This is a genomic window from Mycolicibacterium novocastrense (genome assembly GCF_001570485.1).
GTDB lineage: Bacteria > Actinomycetota > Actinomycetes > Mycobacteriales > Mycobacteriaceae > Mycobacterium > Mycobacterium novocastrense.
This window is the reverse complement of sequence record NZ_BCTA01000052.1, coordinates 172919-195180: the sequence shown is the minus strand read 5'-3', so window position 1 is coordinate 195180 and position 22262 is coordinate 172919. Positions and strand designations below refer to the sequence as shown.

Below are 22262 nucleotides of genomic sequence, written 5' to 3'. Positions count from 1 at the left end.
TCAGATTCCTCGATCCTGTCGATGCTGCACGGTCGCGCCAGCATGCGCCCCGACGACGCCGGCTTCACCTTCACCGAATACTCGCGCGACCCGGCAGGGTCCCGGGAAACCCTCACCTGGTCGCAACTGGCGCGGCGCACCGTCAACGTCGCGCGCGATCTTCGGCGACACGGCACCACCGGCGACAGGGCGGTGATCCTCGCCCCGCAAGGCCTGGAGTACATCTCGGCGTTCCTCGGGTCGATGCAGGCGGGGCTCATCGCGGTCCCGCTGCCGTTGCCCCATCCCGGCTCCGGACACGACCGGGTGAGTTCGGTGCTCGCCGACACTCAACCCACGGTGGTCCTCACGACGTCGGCGGCCGCCGGCGACGTCGGGGACTTCATCGACCGGTCACGTCTGGACATGGTGCCCAAGCTCGTCGAGATCGATGCACTCGACTTGGACGCCGAGGGGCACACGGGATCCGAGCCGGTCGAGCTTCCCGACATCGCTTATCTGCAATACAGTTCGGGCTCAACGAGGTTGCCGACGGGAGTGAAGATCTCCCACCGCAACCTCACGGCGAACTTCGATCAGCTGATGCGGGAGTTCTTCGCGCAGTCACCGCTGCCGCCCGACGCCACGCTGGTTTCGTGGCTGCCCTTCTACCACGACATGGGACTGGTGCTGGGGGTCTGCGCGCCCATCCTGTGCGGGCGACGCGCCGAGTTGATGAGCCCCGTCGCGTTCCTGGAGAAGCCGGCCCGCTGGGTGCGCGCGCTGGCCGAGAACCCGCACGCGTGGTCGTCGGCGCCGAACTTCGCGTTCGACCTCGCCGCCCGCAAGACCACCGACGAGGATCTGAACGGGCTCGATCTCGGCGGGGTGGTCGGTATCATCAGCGGTGCCGAACGGGTGGAACCCGCGACGCTGCACCGCTTCGTCGATCGGTTCGCGCACTTCAACTTTCGCGATCACATGATGCGTCCCGCCTACGGTTTGGCCGAAGCGACCGTCTTCGTCGCCACGGGAACGTGGGACGAAGACTCGCCCGCGGGCCATTTCGACACCGAGGAACTCGGCGCCGGCCGGGTCTTGCCCTGCGCAGCGGGAAAGGGCACGGCACTCGTCAAATACCGTGTGCCGCAGTCGCCCTCGCTACGTATCGTCGACGGCGAGACCTGCCGCGAGCGTCCCGAAGGCGCGGTCGGCGAGATCTGGGTGCACGGCGAGAACGTCTCCGACGGGTACTGGGGTAGAGGTCCCGACGCGCAGAGCTGTTTCGGGGCAACGCTTGTCGACCCGCCTCCGGGCACGCCGGCCACGCCGTGGTTGCGCACCGGCGACCTCGGATTCGTCCACGGCGGCGAGCTCTTCATCGTCGGCCGCATCAAGGACCTGCTGATCATCCGGGGCCGCAACCACTATCCCGAGGATGTCGAGGCGACGGTGCAGGAGCTCACGCGCGGCCGGGTCGCGGCGATCGCGGTTCCGGTCGACGGAACCGAGCGCCTGGTCACGGTGCTCGAGCTCAAGAAGCCCGATGAGCTCGACGACGAGGCGATCGGTCGACTGGCTGCGATCAAAAGCGAAGTGAAGGCGGCGATCTCGAACGTGCACGGCCTGAGCGTCGAGGACATCGTGCTGGTGGCTGCCGGTGCGATCCCCACGACCACCAGCGGCAAGATTCGCCGGGCCGCCTGCGTCGAGCTGTATCAACAGAATCAATTCGCGCGATTGGACTCCAGATGAAGCGGTTCCTCGCCTTCGGCGCTGCGCTGACCACCCTCGGCGCCGCGGGGTTTCTGGGACTCGGGATCGCGGTGGCCGACGAGCCGCCACCGCCGCCCGCCCCGCCGGGCGACGGTCCACCGCCTCTGGGCACGCCCGGCCGCGGATATGCGCTGGGCGGCGCCCACGTGCTGGGCATCCCGTACGACGAATACATCATGCGCACGGGTGCCGACTGGTTCCCGGGACTGGACAGTCAGATCGTCGACTACCCCGCCGGTCAGGTGCAGGGCCACACCCTGGAGCGGTTGTTCCCGGGTATCGGCGCGTTCGGGGACCGCTATGTGCCGGGCCTCGGACTCGACGGGCCCAGCGTCGGCGAATCGGTCGACGTCGGCGCGCCGAACCTGATCGACGCGATCAAGGCGGGTGGTCCGGGCACCGCGATCGGGCTGTCGGAGGGCGCGATGGTGCTCAACGACGTGCAGGCGCGGCTTGCCTACGACCCGGCCGCCCCGCCGCCGAACGAGCTGAGCTTCGCGACCTACGGCGACCCGGTGGCCCGGCACGCCTTCGGTGAGAGCTTCCTGACGCAGATGTTTCCCGTCGGCAGCGTCGTGCCGTCGCTCGACTACCGCATCCCGCCGCCCGTCGAAAGCCAGTACGACACTTATCAGTTCATCTCGGCCTACGACAGCATCGCCGACTGGCCCGACCGCCCGGACAACTGGATCTCGGTGGCCAACGCGATCGTGGGTCTGGCGACCGGTCACACCGCGGTCGCGTTCACCGGTCCCAGCATGGTCCCCCCGCAGAACATCCGGACGACCGTGAACTCCCGCGGCGCGAAGACCACGACGTTCATGATCCCCGAGGAACACCTGCCGCTGGTGCTGCCGTTCAAGTACCTCGGCGTGGACAAGGACACGCTGATCAAGCTGGACGCGGTTCTCAAACCCTATGTCGATGCCGGCTATTCACGTCACGACAACCCGCTGACCGCGCCCATCACCGTCGACCCCGTGAACGGTTACGACCCCGCGGAGGTCACCGCACCCGCCACCCAGGCCGCCTTCGGCGGTGGCGCGGACCCGGTGTCGCAGCTGCTCTCCGGGATGCAATACGTGTTGAACAACCAGCCGCCACCGAAGCCCTGAGCTATAGGCCGGCGAGCCCGACCGCGAGCAGCACGCAGCCGATCACGGCGAGCAGTGCGCCGACCCCGCGACGGCCTTGGGCCCGCAGCCAGTCGTACAGCGTCGTCAATGCGGTACGGGTGCGGTCCGGCGCCACCAGATAGCACAGCAGCGGGATCTCCACGAGAGCGAAGGCCACCACGTTGAACAACAGCAGGGCGCCCAGCTGGATGGCGGTGGCGGCGCCGGAGGCGACGATCAGCGCCAACGCGGCGAGGTAGTCGACGGACGGCAGCGCGATGCCGAGACCGGCGACTCCTGCGGTCCACAGCGAGCGGCCCTCGAGCACTCGTCGGGCGCGGCCGGCGAGCGGTCCGACCCTGGCCTCGGCAAGGGCCGCCGCATCGCGCCCGCGTGCCCATACGCCCGTGACCACCAGCGCCGCGTTCAGCAGCAGAAGTGCGCCGACCACGATCTGCACCATGGGCAGGGTGAAGCGCGCCGACCCCAGGGCCGGGCGCAGCATGAACAACACGACGACGCCCACGGCCGTGCCCATCGCGAAACCACCGCCGAGGAAGGCCAGCAGTTGGCGCGTCGGGTGCGGGCGGTTGAGCATCAGCACCGTCATCCCGACCCGAAACGGCTCCAGACTGACGGCAACGGCCATCAACAGGAGCGGTACCCACATGGGTTTCGTCGGTCCCCGGGCCTACCGGTCAACTGCGGATGGCTCGAGCATGCGCGTCACGTTACCTGTTGTGCTCACCACGATCCCGACCCTCACCGGCGCCGCATCCACAGCTGATGGCGTTCCGGTGGGTGACCCGGACGTGGCCACCGACTGCGGACGCGTGTGAAGATGGATGGGATATGAGCGCAACTGATCTCAGCCCGGCGACACTGCGCGAAGCGTTCGGGCATTTCCCGTCCGGTGTCATCGCGATCGCCGCGGAGGCGGAAGGCACCCGTATCGGACTGGCGGCGAGCACGTTCGTCCCGGTCTCGCTCGACCCGCCGCTGGTGTCGTTCTGCGTCCAGAACACCTCGGAGACCTGGCCCAGGCTCAAGGATCTCCCGTCACTGGGAATCAGCGTGCTCGGCGAGGCCCACGACGAAGCCGCGCGAACGCTGGCCGCCAAGACGGGTGATCGGTTCGCCGGCCTGCACACCGTGTCGCGGGAATCCGGCGCGGTCTTCATCGACGGCACCGCGGTATGGCTGGAAAGCGTGATCGAGCAACTGGTCCCCGCGGGCGATCACACGATCGTGATCCTTCGGGTCTGCGATATCACCGTGCACGCCGACGTCGCACCGATCGTGTTTCACCGCAGCACGTTCCGCCGCCTCAACAGCGGGTGATCCCGGTGCGCAACCGGTCGCCCGGCGAGCGGAAGCGCACTCAAATGGCCACGGTCAGGGCCGCGCGCTGAGCTCCTCGCGGTAGCCGGCCACCCGTCGCTCCAGCTCGTCGGCGTCGGCGACTCGGCCTTCCTTGCGGGCGAGAACCGCGCGGGTGCTGAGCTCGCGGATCGCGGTGCGAATGTCGTTGATGCTATGCGGGTGTCGAAGTGCCACGATGCAACCTTTCGTCGTTGATTGGCCGCTACCCGCAGGGTACCCACGTATCCGTGGATTTGTGTGTCGGCGGAAAGCCTTAACGGGTTGATCGCACGCACCTGGTGCATGCGATCAACCCGTTAGTGAGGTTCCGGCTCCTAGCGTCGCCGGCTCGCGTTGTCTTTTCCGGCTCCTACCGTCGCCGGCTCAAGCTGTCCTTTCCGGCTCCTACCGTCGCCGGAAGAGCTTGTCGCCGAGCCACACCACCGGGTCGTACTTGCGGTCGGCGGCCCGCTCCTTCATCGGGATCAGCGCATTGTCGGTGATCTTGATGTGCTCGGGGCAGACCTCGGTGCAGCACTTGGTGATGTTGCAGTAGCCCAAGCCATGCACTTCCTGCGCGTCCTCGGCGCGCCGCTCGTGCACGTCGAGCGGATGCATGTCGAGTTCGGCCTGGCGCATCAGGTACCGCGGGCCGGCGAACGCCTCTTTGTTCTCCTCGTGATCGCGGATCACGTGGCAGACGTTCTGGCACAGGAAGCACTCGATGCACTTGCGGAACTCCTGTGACCGGTTGACGTCCTCCTGCGCCATTCGGTATTCGCCGGGCTGCAGGTCCTTCGGCGGCGTGAACGCCGGGATCTCCCTGGCCTTCTGATAGTTGAACGACACGTCGGTCACCAGATCACGGATCACCGGAAAGGTGCGCAGGGGAGTCACGGTGATGACCTCGTTCTCGGCGAAAGTCGACATCCGCGTCATGCACAGCAGACGGGGCCTGCCGTTGATCTCCGCCGAGCAGGATCCGCACTTGCCTGCCTTGCAGTTCCAGCGCACGGCCAGGTCGCCGGTCTGGGTCTGCTGCAGCCGGTGGATGATGTCGAGCACGACCTCACCCTCGTTGACCTCAACCGAGTAGTCCTGCAGCGCGCCGGCGTTGTCGTCGCCACGCCACACTCGCATCTTTGCCTGGTAGCTCATGCGTCTCTCCTAGACGAGTGGTTGGCGAGTTCCTCGGGGGTGAAGTACTTCTCCAACTCTTCGATGTCGATCAGCTCCAGCAGGTCGTCGCGCATCGGCACCTGGTCCTGCCTGGTGATGTCAATGTCGGGAACCACGGTCTCACCTTCGGCGCGGCACACCAGCAGCGTCTTGCGCCACTCGGATTCCATCGACGGATAGTCGTCGCGGGTGTGCCCGCCGCGGCTTTCGGTGCGCTCCAGCGCGGCCTTGGCGATGCACTCGCTGACCAGGATCATGTTTCGCAGGTCGATGGCCAGGTGCCAACCCGGGTTGTAATGGCGGCCGCCCTCGACCCGGACCCGCTTGTACCGCTCGCGCAGCTCCTTGAGCTTGTCGATGGCCTCGGTGATCTCATCGGATTTACGGATGATGCCGACCAGGCTGTTCATCGTGTCCTGCAGGTCCAGCTGCAGGGTGTACGGGTTCTCGGCGTTGTCGCCGTTGGACGGGCCCTCGAAAGGATGCAGCGCCAACTTGGTCGATTCCTCGACCGCCGCGTCGGACACCGTCGGGCGCTCACCGAGCGCGCGCACGTAGTCGGCCGCGCCCATGCCGGCGCGCCTGCCGAACACCAACAGGTCCGACAGCGAGTTGCCACCCAGCCGGTTCGAGCCGTGCATGCCGCCCGAACACTCACCCGCGGCGAACAGTCCAGGCGTCTTGGCCGCACCCGTGTCCGGGTCGACCTCGATGCCGCCCATGACGTAGTGGCACGTCGGCCCGACCTCCATGGGCTCTTTGGTGATGTCGACCTCGGCCAGCTCCATGAACTGGTGGTACATCGACGGCAGCCGCCGCTTGATCTCCTCGGCCGGCAGCCGCGACGCGATGTCGAGGTAGACGCCGCCGTGCGGGGTGCCGCGTTCGGCCTTCACCTCGGAGTTGATCGCACGGGCCACCTCGTCGCGGGGCAGCAGGTCAGGGGTGCGCCGCGCGGAGTCGTTGTCCTTGAGCCACTGGTCGGCTTCCTCCATGCTCTCGGCGTACTGGCCTTTGAACACCGCCGGGATGTAGTCGAACATGAAGCGCTTGCCATCGGAGTTCTTCAGCACTCCGCCGTCGCCGCGCACACCCTCGGTGACGAGGATGCCCTTGACGCTGGGCGGCCAGACCATGCCGGTGGGGTGGAACTGGACGAACTCCATGTTGATCAGAGTCGCGCCCGCCCGCAGTGCCAACGCGTGGCCGTCGCCGGTGTACTCCCATGAGTTCGACGTCACCTTGTAGGACTTGCCGATTCCACCGGTCGCCAACACCACGGCCGGCGTCTCGAACAGGACGAAGTTGCCGCCTTCGCGGTAGTAGCCGAACGCGCCCGCGATCCGATCGCCGTCCTTGATGAGGTCGGTGACAGTGCACTCGTGGAAGACCCGAATGCGCGCCTCGTAGTCGCCGAACTCCTCTTTGTCTTCCTGCTGCAACGAAACGATCTTCTGCTGCAGGGTGCGGATGATCTCCAGGCCGGTGCGGTCACCGACGTGCGCCAGCCGCGGATAGGTGTGCCCACCGAAGTTGCGCTGGCTGATCTTTCCGTCCTTGGTGCGGTCGAAGAGCGCGCCGTAGGTCTCCAGCTCCCACACCCGATCCGGGGCTTCCTTGGCGTGCAACTCGGCCATGCGCCAGTTGTTGAGGAACTTCCCGCCGCGCATGGTGTCCTTGAAGTGGACCTGCCAGTTGTCCTTCGGGTTCGCGTTGCCCATCGCCGCGGCGCAGCCGCCCTCGGCCATCACCGTATGGGCCTTGCCGAACAACGACTTCGTGATCACCGCGACCTTCAGGCCGCGTTCGCGGGCCTCGATGACCGCGCGTAAACCCGCACCGCCGGCGCCGATCACGACGACGTCGTAGGAGTGCCGTTCCAGTTCCGCCATTAAGAAAACCTCACTACCGATTGAATTAGGCGCTCAGCCAATGAATCTCAGGTCAGAGATGGCACCGCTGGCCACCAACATGATGTAGAAGTCGGTCAGCATCAGCGTGCCGAGGGTGATCCACGCATACTGCTTGTGACGCACGTTGAGCCTGCTGATCTGGGTCCACATCCAGTACCGCACAGGATGTTTGGAGAAGTGCTTGAGGCGGCCGCCGGCGATGTGACGGCAGGAGTGGCACGACACCGTGTACGTCCACAGCAGGATCACGTTGCCGACGAGAATCACGTTGCCCAAGCCGAATCCAAAGCCCGAGGGCGAGTGGAACGCCGCGATCGCGTCGTAGGTGTTGATCAGCGAGATGAGCACGGCGATGTAGAAGAAGTAGCGGTGGGTGTTCTGGATGATCAGCGGCAGCCGCGTCTCGCCCGTGTAGTGCGCCCGAGGTTCGGGCACCGCACAAGCCGTCGGCGACTGCCACACCGACCGGTAATAGGCGCCGCGGTAGTAGTAGCAGGTCAAGCGGAACAGAAGCAGGAACGGCAGCGACACCGCCGCGTACGGCAGCCACCACACATCGGGCAGGAATTGCCCGAAATGGCTGGACTCCGGGATACACCCGGACTGCTCGGCTTCGTTCCACTTCGCCAGACACGGCGAGTAGAACGGCGTCAAGTAGTGGTAGTCGGCTACGTAGTACCACTTCTGCATGAACGCCCGCACCGTGGCGTAGATCAGGAAGGCCGCGAAGCCCAGGTTCACGATCAGCGGTGACTGCCACCACCGGTCGGTGCGCAGCGTGCGTTGCGGAATCTCGGCACGGCTCGGCGAAAAGACGCCGGTCGCCTTGCGGTCGGCGGTGGGTGCGCTCACTGTTGCCTTTCGGTGTTGAGTTGTCCCGGTGCCCGGGGGTCCGCGTCAGCGGACGCCGCCGAGCCCTTCGTCATCGACGCCGCGCCAGAAATCGGTGTCGTACTGGGTGTCCGGGATCGGGATGCGGTCTCCGGCGTGGTGGTGCACCACGCCTCGGGCCAGCTCCAGCTCTTCGGCGTCAATGTCGAGACGGTCGATGTCGTTGAGGATGCGTTCGGCGTCGTTGACGATGCGACGCGTCGCCGGGGTGTCCCCGTATCTCGACGCCAACGATGTCACGCACCGCCGCAGGCTTCCGATTAGCTCGTGCAGCTCGGCAAGTTCGGTAGTGCTGGACAATTGACCTCCTTGGGCTGAAGGGTGTCAGGCATCACAGTACGACACCCGATGCTAGCTACATCATGCAGTGCACCGTGAGACAGATCACGTCAAATCGAAGGAGACGGCCCGATGCCCGACCAGGTCCTCAAAGAACGCGCCGACGCCCTGCTGGCCTTGCACGTACCGGGGAACCCGGTGATCCTGCCGACCGTCTGGGACGCCTGGTCGGCACGGCTCGCGGTCGACGAGGGATTTGCTGCGCTCACCGTCGGCAGCCACCCGCTGGCCGATTCCGTCGGCAAGCCCGACCAGGAGGGCATGTCGTTCGATGACGTGATCGCCCGCGTCAAGCAGATCACCGCGGCGGTCGACGTCCCGGTCTCGGTCGACCTCGAGTCCGGCTACGCCCAGACGCCCGCGCGGCTCATCGAGGGGCTGTTGGAGGCCGGCGGCGTCGGGTTCAACATCGAAGACACCGTGCACAGCGAGGGCGGCCGGTTGCGCTCGGCGACCGAGCATGCGCAGCTTGTCGGCGCGCTGCGTGAGGCGGCCGATGCGACCGGCGTGCACGTGGTGATCAACGCCCGCACGGATCTGTTCCTGCGCCAGGACGGCGACGAGTCCGACCGCGTCGACCGTGCGATCGCCCGGCTGGCCGAAGCCGCGGCCGCCGGAGCCGACGTGCTCTATCCCGTTGGCCGCCACGATCCGGATACGTTGCGGCGCTTGACATCCGAATTACCTCTGCCGGTGAACGCGATCGGGCTGCCCGACCAGGACGACCCCGCGTCGTTCGGGCCGCTCGGCGTGGCGAGAGTCAGCTTCGGGCCGTTCCTGCAGCGCGCGCTGTCGGCACCGGCCAAGGAGATGTTGCAGCGCTGGGTTTAGCACGGCGCTGGACTAAGGACCGCAGACATGCCCGACGACGATCTGAACTGGCAGGACGACCAGTCGCTGGTGCTGGCCGCCGGCGTGGTCGCGGCCGTACTGGTGGCGATTCTGATCTACGCGGTGATCCGTACCTCGGACGCCGCGAGGGTGCCTGCCTCCGTGCCACCGCCGGCCGCCACGTCGATTCCGCTGACGTACACCACCACAACGACGACCACACCCAGCTACACCATGCCGAGTGTCGAGACGACGGAAGTTAGGGCCCCGGAGCCGCCGCCGACGGACACTTCTCCAGCCGTCACGACGACCGAACGCTGAGACGACGAAGCCGGTGGAACCTCTCGGGTTCCACCGGCCGCGGAGTCGGGGAGTGCTTACTTGCTTTCGATCGCGATCCGCTGCGTTTCGCGGCCCTTGTGGGCGTCGGTGATCCGCACCGTCAGCACACCGGCGTCGTACTCGGCCTTGATGTCCTGGCCGGTGACGTGCTCGGGAAGCTTGAACGATCGGCGGAACGACCCGTAACGCACTTCGCGCAGCGTGCGGCCGTCTCTGTCTTCGGATCGCTCGTCGCGCCGCTCGCCGTGGATGACGAGGTAGCCGCGGTCGACCTCGACGTTCACGTCCTTCTCGACGTCGAGGCCGGGAAGCTCGACGCGGACGAGCGCGTCGTCGCCGTCCCTGACGATCTCCGCCGCGGGGGTGAACGCCCCCGTGGCCCAGCCCTCGGCCGTCGCGGGGCCGAAGAAGTCGCGTACCCACCGGTCCAGATCCCAGGCGGGACGAGTCCGTAATGCCAACGTGCTCATGTCTGTCCTCCTCGCTGCGGGACCGGCACCGTGCCGGTCACTCATCCCATAGAACTTGAGTCACCCACGCTCATGTTCCAAGTCGGTGTTCGCTGGCAGCGAAGCCGCCGCACCGGTCTCACATCGGACGCCGGCGAATGTGAGCACACCGTGATCGCGGCTTCACACGAGGCGACATTGCGGCAATATCGGCTGCTTAGCGTCGGCGGCATGCAGTCAACGAGAAACGTGGTGGTGGTCGGCCACGGCATGGTCGGTCACCGATTCGTCGAGGCGCTGCGCTCCCGCGACGGCGACGGCCAATGGCGGGTGACGATCCTCGCCGAGGAGGCCGACGCCGCCTACGACAGGGTCGGGCTCACCGGATACACCGAACACTGGGACCGCGGCCGACTGGCGCTTGCGGGTAACGGCTATCCCGATGACGACCTGGTCGAGCTGCGACTGGGCACGCGGGTGACGGCGATCGATCGAACGGCGAAGGTGGTGACGACCGCCGACGGCGCGCAGGTGCCCTACGACGCCCTGGTGCTGGCGACCGGATCCTATGCGTTCGTTCCGCCGGTACCTGGCCGCGACCTACCGGCCTGCCACGTCTACCGCACCCTCGACGACCTCGACGCCATCCGGGCCGGCGCCGACACTGCGCTGGGCTCCAAGACGCCGGTCGGCGTCGTGATCGGCGGCGGTCTGCTCGGGCTGGAGGCGGCGAATGCGCTGCGCGCGTTCGGGTTGAAGACCCACGTCGTCGAGATGGCGCCGCACCTGATGGCCGCGCAACTCGACGAGGCGGGCGGCGCGCTGCTGAGCCGGATGGTCAAGGGCCTGGGCATCGAGGTGCACACCGGTGTGGGCACCGAGAGCATCGCACCGGCACAGCGCAACCGGCCGCTGCGCAAATCCGATCAAGACGACTCAGTGCGGTTGTCCCTCAATGACGGTAGCCATATCGACACCGGCCTGATCGTGTTCGCCGCCGGCGTGCGCCCGCGCGACGAACTCGCCCGCGAGGCCGGCCTCGACATCGCTCAACGCGGCGGTGTGCTGACCGATCTGTCCTGCGTCACAAGCGATCCCGACATCTACGCCATCGGCGAGGTGGCCGCGATCGAGGGCCGCTGCTACGGGCTGGTCGGACCCGGCTACACCAGCGCGGAGGTGGTGGCCGATCGTCTGCTGGGTGGTGCCGCCGAGTTCCCGGAAGCCGACATGTCGACCAAGCTCAAGCTGCTCGGCGTCGACGTGGCCAGCTTCGGCGATGCCAAGGGCCGCACGCCCAACTGCCTGAACGTCGTGGTCAACGACCCGGTCAAGCAGACCTACGCGAAGCTGGTGCTCTCCGATGACGCCAGGACGCTGTTGGGCGGAATCCTGGTCGGTGACGCGTCGGCCTATGGGGTGCTGCGACCGATGGTCGCCAGCGAACTGCCCGGTGATCCACTGTCGCTGATCGCGCCCGCTTCCGAGGGCGGGGCGGCGGGATTGGGAGTCGGGGCGCTCCCCGACATCGCGCAGATCTGCTCGTGCAACAACGTCACCAAGGGTGATCTGAAGGAGGCCATCGGCGGTGGTTGCACCGATGTGCCCGGCCTGAAGAAATGCACACTCGCTGGTACGTCGTGCGGTTCGTGTGTGCCGCTGCTCAAGCAGCTGCTGGAGGCCGAGGGTGTCGAACAGTCCAAGGCGCTGTGTGAGCACTTCTCCCAGTCGCGCGCCGAGTTGTTCGAGATCATCAGCGCCACCGAGATCCGCACCTTCTCCGGTTTGATCGAACGCTTCGGCACCGGAAAGGGTTGCGACATCTGCAAACCGGTGGTGGCCTCGATTCTCGCCTCGACGAGCAGCGACCACATCCTCGACGGGGAGCAGGCCTCACTGCAGGACTCCAACGACCACTTCCTGGCCAACATCCAGAAGAACGGCAGCTATTCGGTCGTCCCGCGGTCACCGGGCGGTGAGATCACATCCGAGCAGCTGATCCTGATCGGCGAGATCGCAAGGGACTTCGGCCTGTACACCAAGATCACGGGCGGTCAACGCATCGACATGTTCGGCGCCCGCGTCGACCAGCTTCCGCAGATCTGGCGCCGCCTCGTCGACGGCGGCATGGAATCCGGGCACGCCTACGGTAAGTCCTTGCGCACCGTCAAGAGCTGTGTCGGCAGCACATGGTGCCGCTACGGGCAACAGGACTCCGTCGACATGGCCGTCGAGATCGAGAAGCGCTATCGCGGTCTGCGCGCCCCACACAAGATCAAGATGGCGGTCTCGGGTTGTGCGCGCGAATGTGCGGAGGCCCAAAGCAAGGACGTCGGCGTCATCGCCACCGAACAGGGCTGGAATCTCTACGTCTGCGGCAACGGCGGGATGTCGCCCCGACACGCGCAACTGCTGGCCGGCGATCTCGACGACGAGACGCTGATCCGCTACATCGACCGGTTCCTGATGTTCTACATCCGCACCGCCGACCGGTTACAGCGCACCGCGCCGTGGCTGGAGGCGATGGACGGTGGCCTGGACCATCTCCGCGACGTCGTCTGCAACGACTCCCTGGGCCTGGCCGCCGAATTCGAGGCCGCGATGGCCCGCCACGTCGAGGGGTACGCCTGCGAATGGAAGGGCGTGCTCGACGATCCGGACAAACTGTCGCGGTTCGTGTCGTTCGTCAACGCCCCCGACGTCGCCGATCCCACTGTCGAGTTCACCGAGCGGTCCGGCCGCAAGGTTCCCGTTCCCATCGGAATGCCGAAGGTGCCGCAACAATGACAATTCTCAACGAGGTTCAGGTTTGGACCACGGCCTGCCATTACGACTTCCTGATTCCGAACCGCGGTGTCGGCGTGTTACTGGCCGACGGCAGCCAGGCGGCGCTGTTCCGTCTGGATGACGGATCGCTGCACGCGATAAGCAACATCGACCCGTTCTCCGGGGCCGCGGTGATGTCGCGCGGCATCGTCGGCGATCGGGGCGGCCGCCCGACCGTGCAGTCGCCGATCAAGAAGCAGGCCTTCGCGCTCGACGACGGTGTGTGTCTCGACGATCCCGAGGTCTCGCTGCCGGTCTACCCGACGCGCCTCACCGCCGACGGGCAGGTCGAAGTCCGCGGCTGACACTCCTCCTCATCCGCGGGCAAACCTCAGGCCGCCAGCGGAACGCGGGCCCGGCGGAACCGGTTGGCGATCAACCGCACCATCGCCGGATGGGTGCCGAGCGGATCGGCGACCGCATCCGCCCCGCTGTCGCGCAGTCTGTCCTGAAACAGTCCCTCGGCCAACAGGTACGAGGCCACCACCACCCTGCGCGCACCCCTACGACGTAGCCGCGCCACTGCGTCGGCGACGCGTGGTTCGCCGGTGGCGGCATACGCGAGCTCGACCCGATCGCCGAGCACCGCCGACAACAACGCCGACATCTGCCGCAAGTCCGACAACGCACCGGCATCCGATGTACCCGCCGCCGCCAGCACCACCGAATCACCGGGCCGCCAACCGCATTCGATCAAGCGGTCCATGAGTACACGCGTCAGCGCCGGGCTGGGCCCGAGCGCCTCGGCCACGGTCACGCCGCGATGTCCGCTGGCCGCGACGTGCGCGGGGATGTCGACGTTGACGTGGTAGCCGCGCGCCAGGAACGCCGGCACCAGGATCGTCCGATCGGCCAGCGTCTGCAGCACTTCACTCGGTGTCGGGCCAAGGACGTCGACGAACGCGACGTGGACCGCGGCGCCGAGCGCCGTGGACACCCGGTCGGAGAGGTATCCGATCAGCGCGACACCGCTTCGTTTGCGGGTGCCGTGCGCCACCAGTAGATAGCTCATGGTGCGTACGCCAAACCGTCCTCGACCGCCAGGCGGTAACCCCGCTTGACCACGGTCGACACGATGTTCTTGTCGCCCAACGCCGTTCGCAGTCGCAACACGGCTGTTTCAACGGCGTGGGTGTCTGTGCCGGTGCCGGGCAGAGCCCGCAGCAGGTCGGCGCGCGACACCACCGCTCCCGGGCGGTGGGCCAACGCGCGAATCGTCGCCATGCCTGCCGGCGACACCGGCTTGACGGCGCCGTCCACCAGGACACAGGTGCCGCGTATCTCGAGCAGGTGCCCGGCCACCCGAACGGTGCGCGAACACAACAGCGGAAGTTCATCGGTGATGTGACGGACCAACGCGCCCAACCGCATTCGCTCCGGCGCCGATGTCGGCACGCCGAGCCGGACCAGGGGCCGGGCGGTGACGGGGCCGACGCACATGGCGTGCACGTCACCGCGGAAGGCGGCGATCACCCGGTTCTCCAGGTCCATCTCTTTGGCCCGCAGCAACACCGACGCGACAGCGGGCGCCGAGGTGAAGCTGACCGCGTCGAACTTCTCGTCGGCGATGCCGGCCACCAGTTGGTCGAAGTCGCCGTTGTGCGGGGCCGGGTGCCACCGGTAGACCCGGATCGGCACGACCTCGGCACCGGCCGCACGCAACTCGTCGAGGAACTCGGGAAACGGGTCCCAGTCCTCGGTGGCTCCGTGCAACTGCACCGCGACCCGCTGCCCGGCGATACCGCCCTCGACGAGGTAGTGCAGCAGTTCGCGTGACGACTCCGAGTCCGGGGACCACTCCTCGGGTAGCCCGGCGGCGCGCAGCGCACCGGTCGCCTTGGGTCCGCGCGACACCACGCGCGCCTTTGCGAGCGCCGCGGTCAGGTCGTTCGCCAGCCCCCAGCCGTCGGCCGCGGCGATCCAGCCGCGGAACCCGATGCCCGTGGTGGCGATCACGATGTCGGGCGGTACAGCGATCAGGCTTTCGGTGTGGGTGCGCAGTTCGTCGTCGTCGGGCAACGGCACCATCTGGATCGCGGCCGCGCTGGTCACCGTCGCCCCGCGGCGGCGTAGCAGCGCGCTCAGCTCGTCGGCGCGCCGAGCGGACGTCACGGCCACCCGGAATCCGGTCAGCGGCGCCCAGTCCGGCTCAGTCATGGAACCTGTGTAGGCAGCGCATGTTTCCAAGCGATTACTTGGTCATTTCCGAGGCGTGTCGGCACCGCCCGAAGCCTGCAGCCCTCCATGAAATCGGACGTTAACGAGGCGTTATTGCATCAACATGCCGCGCGGTGACCCCGCCGTGAACTTCCCCTCACCTGACACGCGGCACGGGTGTGAGTCTCACCAGACGTCGCCGTCGCGCCAGTCGCACGTGATCTCGGCGCTGGTGTCGAGCTCGACACTGACGGGCAGCACGAACAGCGCGTTGTCGTCGTCGGGAGTGCGGGTCAACCCGGCCGGCGCCAACACCGACGTGGGCCCCTGCCACGACAGCCAACCGCGGGCCGTGTAGATCGGCCTGCCGGCGTCGCTCGCGCTGAGGGCTCCGAGCTGATACGCCCCACGGATCACCTGCTCGGCGGCGTCCATCACCGCGCGGGCCAGGCCCTGCCCGCGCCAGTCCTCACGCACCGCGACCGCTTCGACGTATCCACACCGCAGCGCGGTGTTGCGGTACAGCAGCCGGCGTTGCACCACCGCCGCGTGCGCGATCAGCGCGCCGTGGTCGAAGATCATCGCGTGCATGCCGCCGAGCGAGTGCTCCCAGTCGACTTCGGTGAACTCGCCTTCAAAGGCGCCGATGACCATGCGCTTGGCGTCCGCGCGGGTCTCCGGGTCGAGGTCGGAGGTATGGATCAGCCGTGCGCTGTGGATGCGCACGACGGAAGTCAGTGGATCCTGAACATGCACACTGCTTTTCTACCAGCGTCGTGTGACTAACGGTCCCCGAACGGTCGGCGCGGCTGCGACCAATGCATCCGCACAGTTTGCCCGGGACGCACCTGAGCGACCTTGTCAATGTCCTCGTCGGCGACCACACCGATCACCGGGTACCCGCCCGTGACCGGGTGATCCGGTCCGAGAATGACGGGAAAACCGTTCGGCGGCACCTGAATTGCGCCTCGTGTGGCGCCCTCGCTCGACAGTTGCCGGTCCGGCCAGCGGTACTCGAGCGGCCTGCCGACCAACCGCATGCCGACACGGTCGCTCTTGTTGGTCGCCTGCCAGTTCGTGCGGATCAACACCTCCGGGTCGACGAACCAGTCGTCGCGCGGGCCGGGCACCACGGTCAACTCGAGCACGTCGTCCTCGATGGCCGCGACCGGAGCCTGGTCGAGTTCGGGGAAGTCCTCGGTGTGTTCGCCGACGGGCAGCACATCACCCGCCCGCAGCGGTTGCGGGCCGATCGCCGACATCACGTCATACGACCGCGAGCCCAGCACCGGCTCGACGTCGATGCCGCCGCGCACCGCCAGATATGTCCGAAGACCGGAGCGCGGGGCGCCGAGCGAGATCACCTCACCGTCACGGGCGTAGTGAATGCTGTTGGTGCCGAACAACACTCCGTCGACCGACGGATCGGTGTCGGCGCCGGTGACCGCGATCGCGATATCGCCACCGTGCACCCGAGCCGCCAGCCCGCCGAACGTCACCTCGATGGTGGCCCGATCGCCGGGGTTGGCCACCAGGCGGTTGGCCAGTGTGTGCGAGCGGCGGTCGGCGGCCCCGGAGCGGCCCACCCCCATGTGCGCCAACCCGGGACGACCCAGGTCCTCGACCAGAGCCAACGGGCCCGAGCGCAAGATCTCCAGCGTCGTCATCATGACCGGACCGCCCGGAACTGCACCCACATGCCCGACGTCAGCAGCGCCGGGTTGTCCCTGTTGATGTCCCACAGCAGCGCTTGATCTTTCGAGGTGCGGCCGATCAACTGCCAGCCGCCGGGGGACTCGCGCGGGTAGACGCCGCTGAACTCGCCCGCCAGCCCCACGGCGCCGGCGGGCACTTTTGTCCGCGGCTCGGAGCGCCGCGGCACCTCGAGTCGGCGGTCACCGCCGACGAGATAGGCGAAGCCGGGAGCGAACCCGCCGAACCCGACCCGCCACAGGCTGCCGGTGTGCGCGGCGATGACGTCGTCGCGGCTCAGCCCCGTCAGCCGGGCCACGTCGTCGAGATCGGGCCCGTCGTAGACGACGTCGATGGTGACGTCGGCGCGGCCGTCGGTCGGCGGTGTCAACTCCGCCTCCGGATCGGCGTCGATGCGTAAGCCGCCGAGACGCTGACGTGTCGGCGCCTGGTACCGGGGACCCTCGAGTTTGACCAACACGGTGCGCGCGGCAGGCACGATGTCGAGGACACCGGGCAGGTCGGCCCGTCGGATCGCATCGGTCCACGCCAACACCTCGGCGGTGCTGTCGAACTCGAGCAACAGCGCCCGGTCTCCGTAGTCGCGGATCGGAACGGAGCCGGCGCCTCGCATGCCACGTTCCATTTCGGCTGTCACGGTCATACCTGAGAAATTACCCGCGAGTAGCCTGCAATACCCCTGCTCTATGAGCCTTGCCAGAGGAGTTTTAGCGATGCCTCAAGCGGCGGGCCGATACGTCGGCTCGCGACGCTTGATGAAGGCGATCACCCGGTACGTCACGGGCAGCGCGACCACTTCCACCCCGGTCTTGTAGACCCACCCCAGCGCCACGTAGACGGCGAAGTCGCGCCATGTGTTGATCCCGATGGCAGCCGCGGCGATGCTGCAGAACACCAGGGTGTCGGCGAACTCGCCGACGACCGTCGACCCGATCAACCGGGCCCACAGATGCTTCTCGCCCACCCGGGCCTTGATCTTCACCACGACCCACGCGTTGAGCGTCTGCCCGACCAGGAACCCGGCCAGCCCCGCGATCACCAACAAGGTGAACGGCTTCATCACGGCCTCGAACGCCGCCTGGTTGGTGTAGAAGTCGGCGGGCGGCAACACGGCGGTGAGCCAGAACGTGAACGCCGCCAGGGCCTCCATCACGAACGCGATGTAGATCGCGCGCCGGGTGGCCCTGAACCCGTACACCTCCGACAACACGTCGCCGATCACGTAGGTCAGCGGAAAGACGACGAATCCACCGTCGGTGATCAGCGACCAGTCCCCGATGATCGGGCCGAAGGCGACGCCCTTGGTCGCCGCGACATTGGAGATCAGCACCAGGCCGGTGAAGACCGCGACCAGCGTCGGATAGTAGGCCGATCCCGTGGTCGCGAACCCGCGGTGTTTGGCCTCGGCGTCGGCGGTCACCGCGCAATCTTCTCAGGCCAGCGCTTGGGCGATGCGCGGCGGCAGTTGATCGGCCACCAGGGGATAGGACAGCGGTGAGGCGAACGCGATCGCGCCGGCGAGTTCCTTGCCGGTGAAGATGTTCGCCGTGCCCCGCTCGGCGATCTTCGGGTCTGCCAGAAGCGCTGCCTGTTCCTCGTCGGACTCGGTGGCCCAGATCAGCACGTCGGCGTCGAGTCCGTCGGTGACGTTCAGGCCCATCGCGGTGAGGAACTCGGCGCGCCATGCGGGTGCGAGCGCCCGGGGTTCACCGCCGGACAGATGACCGTGCAGCAGCGCCGCCGTCCTGCCCGCGAAACCGGGATTGCTTTCGGCGACCGCGATGAACCGATCGCCGACGCCGACGATCAGGGCTTGCATCTCGTCGTGTTTGAACACCGCCTGCCCGATGGTGGTGGCCTGTTGTTTCCACGGCTCGAAAAACGCGTCGGCCCCCGATTGTGCGACGGTCGGCGCGATCTCCGACAGCCTCAAGTAGGTGTCCGAGTCGAGTCCGGCGTTGGTGGCGACGATGAGGTCGGGGTTGAGCGCGGCGATCTGATCGACCTGGACGCCCTCGGCGAGGCTGAGCACGGCTGGTTGCGCGGAGCCGAGTTTCGGTCGCGCCCAGGGCCACACTGCGAACGGTTCACCGCCGAACCATTCGGTCACTGCCACCGGTACGACGCCGAGCGCGAGGAGGTCGTCCTGCCCCGTCAGTCCGGCGCTGACCACCCGCGTGGGCGGTGCCGGGATCTTGGTCTCGCCGAAGGCGTGCTTGACGGTGACCGAGCCGTCCTTGGCCACGGTGCCCGGCTTGTCCGAACCGCATCCGGCCGCGAATCCCGCGGTGGCGAGCGCCGCGCCCGCGCTCGCCGTCAGGAACCCTCGCCGAGTCAGCCCCTTGGCCACCCGGCGAGCGTAGCTAACCGACCTGGAAGTTCCCGAACAACACGACGGCCAGTCCGAGGGCCGCGACGATGTTCACCACGGTCGCCGACGCGAACAACGCGATCGGGCGCCATCCGGCCTCCCTGAGTCCCTTGAGCGAGAACTCCAGGCCGATCGCGACGAACGCGAAGATCAGAAACCACGTCCGCAGATCGTTGAGGGTGCTGATCGCCGATTTGTCCCCGCCCCATGCCAGATACAGGGTGCCGACGATCGACGCGGCGATGAAGCCGAGCACGAACTTGGGAAAGCGTTCCCAGAACTGGCCGAGCGACGGCCGGGCCTCTGCCGCCGATCGCCGTTCGACCTTCAGCGCGAAGTAGGCGGTGAGCGCGATCGCGACCACCCCGATCAGCGCGTTCTGCGTGGTCTTGACGATCGTCGCGATCTGCAGCGCGTCCTCGCCGGCGATGGCGCCGGCTGCGGCGACGGCGGCGGTGGTGTCGATGTTGCCGCCGATCCAGGCACCGGCCACCGCGTCGGAGAGGTTGAAAACGTCTGCCAGCCAAGGCAACAGGAAGATCGAGGGCAGAGCGAACGCGATCACCAGGGACGCCGCATAGGCGAGTTGCTCGCGCTTGGCCTGCACGGCGCCGGCCGCAGCGATGGCTGCGCTCACCCCGCAGATCGACACCGCCGACGCGAGCAGGGCGCGCAGTTTGTCCTCCAGCCGCAGCACCCCGCCCAGCCACCAGGTGAAGCCGAACACGATCGAGATCAACAGCAGCGCCTGGACGATCGCTGGGCCCGCCGCGGTGACGAGCACCTTGAGGTTGATCGACGCACCGAGCAGCACCAGGCCGGTCTTGATGAAGAACTCGGTGCGAAAGCCGCGCGACAGCGCGTCGCGCAGGGCCAGGCGGGACAACACGAAGTTGCCCAGTAGTCCCAAAGCGATGGCGTACACCGGGAATTCGATGGATTTCGCGACTCGCTCGAACGCGGTGCCATCGGCCCACTGCGGCACCTGCGCTTCCAGGTAACGCGTCACCGCGCCCAGCGCGAGCACCACGAGCACACCGGCGACGGCGTAACCGACGCCCGAAGTCTGCGGCCTCGTCGTTGCGGTCGTCTGCTCGGTCACGGGATCACGCTTCCCGGGATCACCCCCACCAGGACGAGTGCGAGCAGCGAAAGGCCGACAATGACGGCGAGCCAGTCCTCATTCATGCGCGGACCGTATGTCGGGCAACGCGCGCAGGCATCCGTTGCGATCAGCGCGAATCGAACCTCAGCAGATGATGGTGGTCGATTCGATCGGCGGCGCCTCGCCGGACGCGGTGAGCACGTCGCCGCGGTTGATCTGCGTCCGCTCGATGTCCTTGAACAGCACGCCGACGTTCTCGCCGGCGCTGACCTCGTCGCGCTGCTTGCGAAACTGCTCGATGGCGGCGACGGTGATGCCGGGCCCCCCGTTGATGTGCACGGTGTCACCGACACGCAGGGTGCCCGCCTCGACCCGGCCGGTCGCCACCACACCGCGGTTGCGGATCGCGAAGACGTCCTCGACCGTCATCCGAAACATCAGGAGCGCGACAACTTCTTGTTGGCGTAACGGGTCAGCCAGCCCGGTGAGAACCGCGACGCCAACGTCATCACCTTGGTCTGCGTTCCGACCGGGAAGTGCACCTGGTGGATGGCGCGCCGAAGCCTCGACGGTTCGACGGCCTCCACGATCGCATCGGCGATGTCCTGCGCCGTCAACCGGATGCCGAGGGATTCCGTCGTACCGGTTTTGACGTCGTGGGTCATCGCGGTCTGCACGTACAGCGGCCACATCGCGATGACGCGGATGCCGTAGCGGTTCCACTCGATGTCGAGCGCCTCGGTGATCCCGCGGACGAAGAACTTCGTGGCGCTGTAATTGGCCAGCTCGGCCTGACCGTAGATCGCCGACGCGGACGACAGATTCACGACGACCGAGTTCGGGGTCTTGCGCAGGTACGGGAACGCGGCGTACAGACCGTTGACGACACCCTTGGCGTTGATGTCGATCTCCTTGTGGTGGCCGGCGATGTCCATCTCCTCGAAACGTCCGGCCCGCAGAATCCCGGCGTTGTTGATCATCACGTCGAGCCGATCGCCTGCGGCCGCGGCGAATTCGCCCACCCGCGTGGCCATCTCGTCGGGGTCGGTGACGTCGAGGTGACCCGTGTGTGCGACGCCGCCCAACCGGTCGATGTCGTCGGCCAGCGACTTGAGCCCGACTTCGTCGATGTCGTATCCGCCCACGACGAATCCATTGCGGGCGAACGTGAGCGCGGTGGCGCGGCCGATGCCGGCGGCGGCACCGGTGATGAATACGGCCTTGCGGGAGCTGGGAGGCATGGTCACCACCTCTTCATACCCGCTTGGGCGGGATCGGCATCACCCGATTGCGTCAGGCGAAGGCCAACGACAGCCCGAGCCCGACCATCGCGACCGCGATCACCCCGTCGAGGACGCGCCACGTCGTCGGTGTGGCGAACCACCGGGCAAGCTTGCGCGCCCCCAAACCGAGGCTGAAGAACCAGACCGCACTGGCGGTGACCGCGCCGACACCGAACAGCCAGCGTCCGTCGCGGTGTTCGTTGGCCAGCGCGCCGAGCAGCACCACGGTGTCGAGATAGACGTGCGGATTCAACCAGGTCAGCGCGAGGCAGGTGAGGAGCACCTCGAGCAGGCGCGCCGACCCCTCCTCGGAGGGGGTCAGCGCAGAGGGCCGCAGGGCGCGTCGCGCCGCGAGGACCCCGTAGCCGACGAGGAACGCCGCCCCGCCGTATCTGGCCACCTCCACTGCACCGGGGTGTGCGGCGGTCACCAGCCCGAATCCGGCGATGCCCGCGGCGATCAGCACGACGTCGGACACGGTGCACACCGCGGCGACCGCCAGCACGTGCTCACGCCGAATCCCCTGGCGGAGCACGAACGCGTTTTGCGCGCCGATCGCGGCGATCAGGGCGAACGAGGCCAGGAAACCCACCAGCAGCGGAGACGTCACGCCCCCGACGTTAAGAGCGTG

At 67.3% G+C, this 22262-nt stretch carries 25 protein-coding genes; 7 read left to right on the top strand and 18 right to left on the bottom strand.

Going from position 1 to position 22262, the window contains the following annotated elements; all coding sequences use genetic code 11:
• The first annotated feature begins 21 nt into the window (after positions 1-21).
• A complete protein-coding gene (locus RMCN_RS20000) occupies positions 22-1734 on the top strand; it encodes an AMP-binding protein (protein ID WP_067393101.1) in 1713 nt (570 codons plus the stop codon).
• Positions 1731-2870 (top strand): acyltransferase PE, encoded by a 1140-nt coding sequence (gene pe, locus RMCN_RS19995; RefSeq protein WP_067392802.1) that lies wholly within the window; start codon positions 1731-1733, stop codon positions 2868-2870. The genes RMCN_RS20000 and pe overlap by 4 nt, the downstream gene beginning before the upstream one ends.
• Before the next feature lies 1 nt (position 2871).
• Here pe and RMCN_RS19990 read toward each other — a convergent pair whose 3' ends face one another.
• The gene (locus tag RMCN_RS19990; protein WP_067392799.1) at positions 2872-3540 is read right to left on the bottom strand and encodes a GAP family protein; all 669 of its coding nucleotides are present in this window, start codon (positions 3538-3540) and stop codon (positions 2872-2874) included.
• Between the two features lie 182 nt (positions 3541-3722).
• On the opposite strand from RMCN_RS19990, the gene RMCN_RS19985 reads away from it, so the two are divergent.
• Positions 3723-4211: a flavin reductase family protein gene (locus RMCN_RS19985; protein ID WP_064413889.1), complete on the top strand. Its 489-nt coding sequence runs from the start codon at positions 3723-3725 to the stop codon at positions 4209-4211.
• Between the two features lie 54 nt (positions 4212-4265).
• On the opposite strand, the gene RMCN_RS31100 is transcribed toward RMCN_RS19985, so the two are convergent.
• The 5 genes from RMCN_RS31100 to RMCN_RS19965 form a co-directional block, all read right to left on the bottom strand.
• Positions 4266-4427, bottom strand: a complete 162-nt coding sequence (locus RMCN_RS31100; protein WP_090344556.1) for a hypothetical protein — start codon at positions 4425-4427, stop codon at positions 4266-4268.
• Positions 4428-4637: 210 nt separating this feature from the next.
• Positions 4638-5390 carry a succinate dehydrogenase/fumarate reductase iron-sulfur subunit gene (locus RMCN_RS19980; protein ID WP_066848028.1) on the bottom strand — a complete coding sequence of 251 codons (753 nt, stop codon included), beginning with the start codon at positions 5388-5390 and terminating at the stop codon, positions 4638-4640.
• Positions 5387-7303, bottom strand: a complete 1917-nt coding sequence (locus RMCN_RS19975; RefSeq protein ID WP_067392796.1) for a fumarate reductase/succinate dehydrogenase flavoprotein subunit — start codon at positions 7301-7303, stop codon at positions 5387-5389. Before RMCN_RS19975 ends, RMCN_RS19980 begins: the two co-directional genes overlap by 4 nt.
• 33 nt (positions 7304-7336) lie before the next feature.
• Positions 7337-8176, bottom strand: a complete 840-nt coding sequence (locus RMCN_RS19970; RefSeq protein ID WP_067392794.1) for a succinate dehydrogenase subunit SdhC — start codon at positions 8174-8176, stop codon at positions 7337-7339.
• A 45-nt stretch (positions 8177-8221) separates the two neighbouring features.
• On the bottom strand, positions 8222-8515 hold the full coding sequence (locus tag RMCN_RS19965) for an Rv0250c family protein (protein WP_064349304.1): 294 nt from the start codon (positions 8513-8515) through the stop codon (positions 8222-8224).
• Positions 8516-8626: 111 nt separating this feature from the next.
• On the opposite strand from RMCN_RS19965, the gene RMCN_RS19960 reads away from it, so the two are divergent.
• A complete protein-coding gene (locus RMCN_RS19960) occupies positions 8627-9385 on the top strand; it encodes an isocitrate lyase/PEP mutase family protein (RefSeq protein WP_067392791.1) in 759 nt (252 codons plus the stop codon).
• 27 nt (positions 9386-9412) lie between these two features.
• A complete protein-coding gene (locus RMCN_RS19955) occupies positions 9413-9706 on the top strand; it encodes a hypothetical protein (protein WP_064413893.1) in 294 nt (97 codons plus the stop codon).
• A 56-nt stretch (positions 9707-9762) separates the two neighbouring features.
• Here RMCN_RS19955 and RMCN_RS19950 read toward each other — a convergent pair whose 3' ends face one another.
• Positions 9763-10197 (bottom strand): Hsp20/alpha crystallin family protein, encoded by a 435-nt coding sequence (locus RMCN_RS19950; RefSeq protein ID WP_064413894.1) that lies wholly within the window; start codon positions 10195-10197, stop codon positions 9763-9765.
• 210 nt (positions 10198-10407) lie between these two features.
• Here RMCN_RS19950 and nirB point away from each other — a divergent pair, with 210 nt between their 5' ends.
• Together nirB and nirD are read left to right on the top strand one after the other, a co-directional pair.
• Positions 10408-12963, top strand: coding sequence for a nitrite reductase large subunit NirB (nirB, locus tag RMCN_RS19945; RefSeq protein ID WP_067393098.1), 2556 nt, complete (start codon positions 10408-10410; stop codon positions 12961-12963).
• Positions 12960-13307, top strand: a complete 348-nt coding sequence (gene nirD, locus RMCN_RS19940; protein ID WP_064413895.1) for a nitrite reductase small subunit NirD — start codon at positions 12960-12962, stop codon at positions 13305-13307. Before nirB ends, nirD begins: the two co-directional genes overlap by 4 nt.
• 26 nt (positions 13308-13333) lie before the next feature.
• Here the strand turns inward: nirD and RMCN_RS19935 are convergent, their stop codons facing one another.
• From RMCN_RS19935 to lysE, 11 genes are all read right to left on the bottom strand, one after another.
• On the bottom strand, positions 13334-14014 hold the full coding sequence (locus RMCN_RS19935; RefSeq protein ID WP_067392789.1) for a sirohydrochlorin chelatase: 681 nt from the start codon (positions 14012-14014) through the stop codon (positions 13334-13336).
• A complete protein-coding gene (locus tag RMCN_RS19930; RefSeq protein WP_067392786.1) occupies positions 14011-15159 on the bottom strand; it encodes a uroporphyrinogen-III synthase in 1149 nt (382 codons plus the stop codon). Before RMCN_RS19930 ends, RMCN_RS19935 begins: the two co-directional genes overlap by 4 nt.
• A gap of 186 nt (positions 15160-15345) precedes the next feature.
• Positions 15346-15915: a GNAT family N-acetyltransferase gene (locus RMCN_RS19925; RefSeq protein WP_067392784.1), complete on the bottom strand. Its 570-nt coding sequence runs from the start codon at positions 15913-15915 to the stop codon at positions 15346-15348.
• A gap of 26 nt (positions 15916-15941) precedes the next feature.
• On the bottom strand, positions 15942-16829 hold the full coding sequence (locus RMCN_RS19920; RefSeq protein WP_067393094.1) for a 5-oxoprolinase/urea amidolyase family protein: 888 nt from the start codon (positions 16827-16829) through the stop codon (positions 15942-15944).
• The gene (locus RMCN_RS19915) at positions 16826-17515 is read right to left on the bottom strand and encodes a 5-oxoprolinase subunit B family protein (RefSeq protein ID WP_067392781.1); all 690 of its coding nucleotides are present in this window, start codon (positions 17513-17515) and stop codon (positions 16826-16828) included. Before RMCN_RS19915 ends, RMCN_RS19920 begins: the two co-directional genes overlap by 4 nt.
• Positions 17516-17590: 75 nt before the next feature.
• Positions 17591-18292, bottom strand: a complete 702-nt coding sequence (locus RMCN_RS19910) for a queuosine precursor transporter (RefSeq protein ID WP_067392778.1) — start codon at positions 18290-18292, stop codon at positions 17591-17593.
• Positions 18293-18304: 12 nt separating this feature from the next.
• Entirely contained in the window at positions 18305-19222 is a 918-nt protein-coding gene (locus RMCN_RS19905) for an ABC transporter substrate-binding protein (RefSeq protein WP_067392776.1), read from the bottom strand.
• A 13-nt stretch (positions 19223-19235) separates the two neighbouring features.
• Positions 19236-20345 (bottom strand): YeiH family protein, encoded by a 1110-nt coding sequence (locus tag RMCN_RS19900; protein WP_067392773.1) that lies wholly within the window; start codon positions 20343-20345, stop codon positions 19236-19238.
• Positions 20346-20492: 147 nt separating this feature from the next.
• Positions 20493-20786: an EF-Tu/IF-2/RF-3 family GTPase gene (locus RMCN_RS19890; protein WP_067392770.1), complete on the bottom strand. Its 294-nt coding sequence runs from the start codon at positions 20784-20786 to the stop codon at positions 20493-20495.
• Complete coding sequence (locus RMCN_RS19885; RefSeq protein WP_067393091.1) at positions 20786-21589, bottom strand: SDR family oxidoreductase; 804 nt, start codon at positions 21587-21589, stop codon at positions 20786-20788. The genes RMCN_RS19890 and RMCN_RS19885 overlap by 1 nt, the downstream gene beginning before the upstream one ends.
• Positions 21590-21641: 52 nt before the next feature.
• Complete coding sequence (gene lysE / locus RMCN_RS19880; RefSeq protein ID WP_067392767.1) at positions 21642-22241, bottom strand: L-lysine exporter; 600 nt, start codon at positions 22239-22241, stop codon at positions 21642-21644.
• Positions 22242-22262: the final 21 nt, after the last annotated feature.

Excerpts from the sequence above, each read along its gene's own strand:
- RMCN_RS20000 (WP_067393101.1), top strand. The coding sequence starts at position 22 with ATGCTGCACGGTCGCGCCAGCATGCGCCCCGACGACGCCGGCTTCACC.
- pe (WP_067392802.1), top strand. The coding sequence starts at position 1,731 with ATGAAGCGGTTCCTCGCCTTCGGCGCTGCGCTGACCACCCTCGGCGCC.
- RMCN_RS19990 (WP_067392799.1), bottom strand. The coding sequence starts at position 3,540 with ATGTGGGTACCGCTCCTGTTGATGGCCGTTGCCGTCAGTCTGGAGCCG.
- RMCN_RS19985 (WP_064413889.1), top strand. The coding sequence starts at position 3,723 with ATGAGCGCAACTGATCTCAGCCCGGCGACACTGCGCGAAGCGTTCGGG.
- RMCN_RS19980 (WP_066848028.1), bottom strand. The coding sequence starts at position 5,390 with ATGAGCTACCAGGCAAAGATGCGAGTGTGGCGTGGCGACGACAACGCC.
- RMCN_RS19975 (WP_067392796.1), bottom strand. The coding sequence starts at position 7,303 with ATGGCGGAACTGGAACGGCACTCCTACGACGTCGTCGTGATCGGCGCC.
- RMCN_RS19960 (WP_067392791.1), top strand. The coding sequence starts at position 8,627 with ATGCCCGACCAGGTCCTCAAAGAACGCGCCGACGCCCTGCTGGCCTTG.
- RMCN_RS19955 (WP_064413893.1), top strand. The coding sequence starts at position 9,413 with ATGCCCGACGACGATCTGAACTGGCAGGACGACCAGTCGCTGGTGCTG.
- RMCN_RS19950 (WP_064413894.1), bottom strand. The coding sequence starts at position 10,197 with ATGAGCACGTTGGCATTACGGACTCGTCCCGCCTGGGATCTGGACCGG.
- nirB (WP_067393098.1), top strand. The coding sequence starts at position 10,408 with ATGCAGTCAACGAGAAACGTGGTGGTGGTCGGCCACGGCATGGTCGGT.
- nirD (WP_064413895.1), top strand. The coding sequence starts at position 12,960 with ATGACAATTCTCAACGAGGTTCAGGTTTGGACCACGGCCTGCCATTAC.
- RMCN_RS19935 (WP_067392789.1), bottom strand. The coding sequence starts at position 14,014 with ATGAGCTATCTACTGGTGGCGCACGGCACCCGCAAACGAAGCGGTGTC.
- RMCN_RS19930 (WP_067392786.1), bottom strand. The coding sequence starts at position 15,159 with ATGACTGAGCCGGACTGGGCGCCGCTGACCGGATTCCGGGTGGCCGTG.
- RMCN_RS19920 (WP_067393094.1), bottom strand. The coding sequence starts at position 16,829 with ATGATGACGACGCTGGAGATCTTGCGCTCGGGCCCGTTGGCTCTGGTC.
- RMCN_RS19915 (WP_067392781.1), bottom strand. The coding sequence starts at position 17,515 with ATGACCGTGACAGCCGAAATGGAACGTGGCATGCGAGGCGCCGGCTCC.
- RMCN_RS19890 (WP_067392770.1), bottom strand. The coding sequence starts at position 20,786 with ATGTTTCGGATGACGGTCGAGGACGTCTTCGCGATCCGCAACCGCGGT.
- RMCN_RS19885 (WP_067393091.1), bottom strand. The coding sequence starts at position 21,589 with ATGCCTCCCAGCTCCCGCAAGGCCGTATTCATCACCGGTGCCGCCGCC.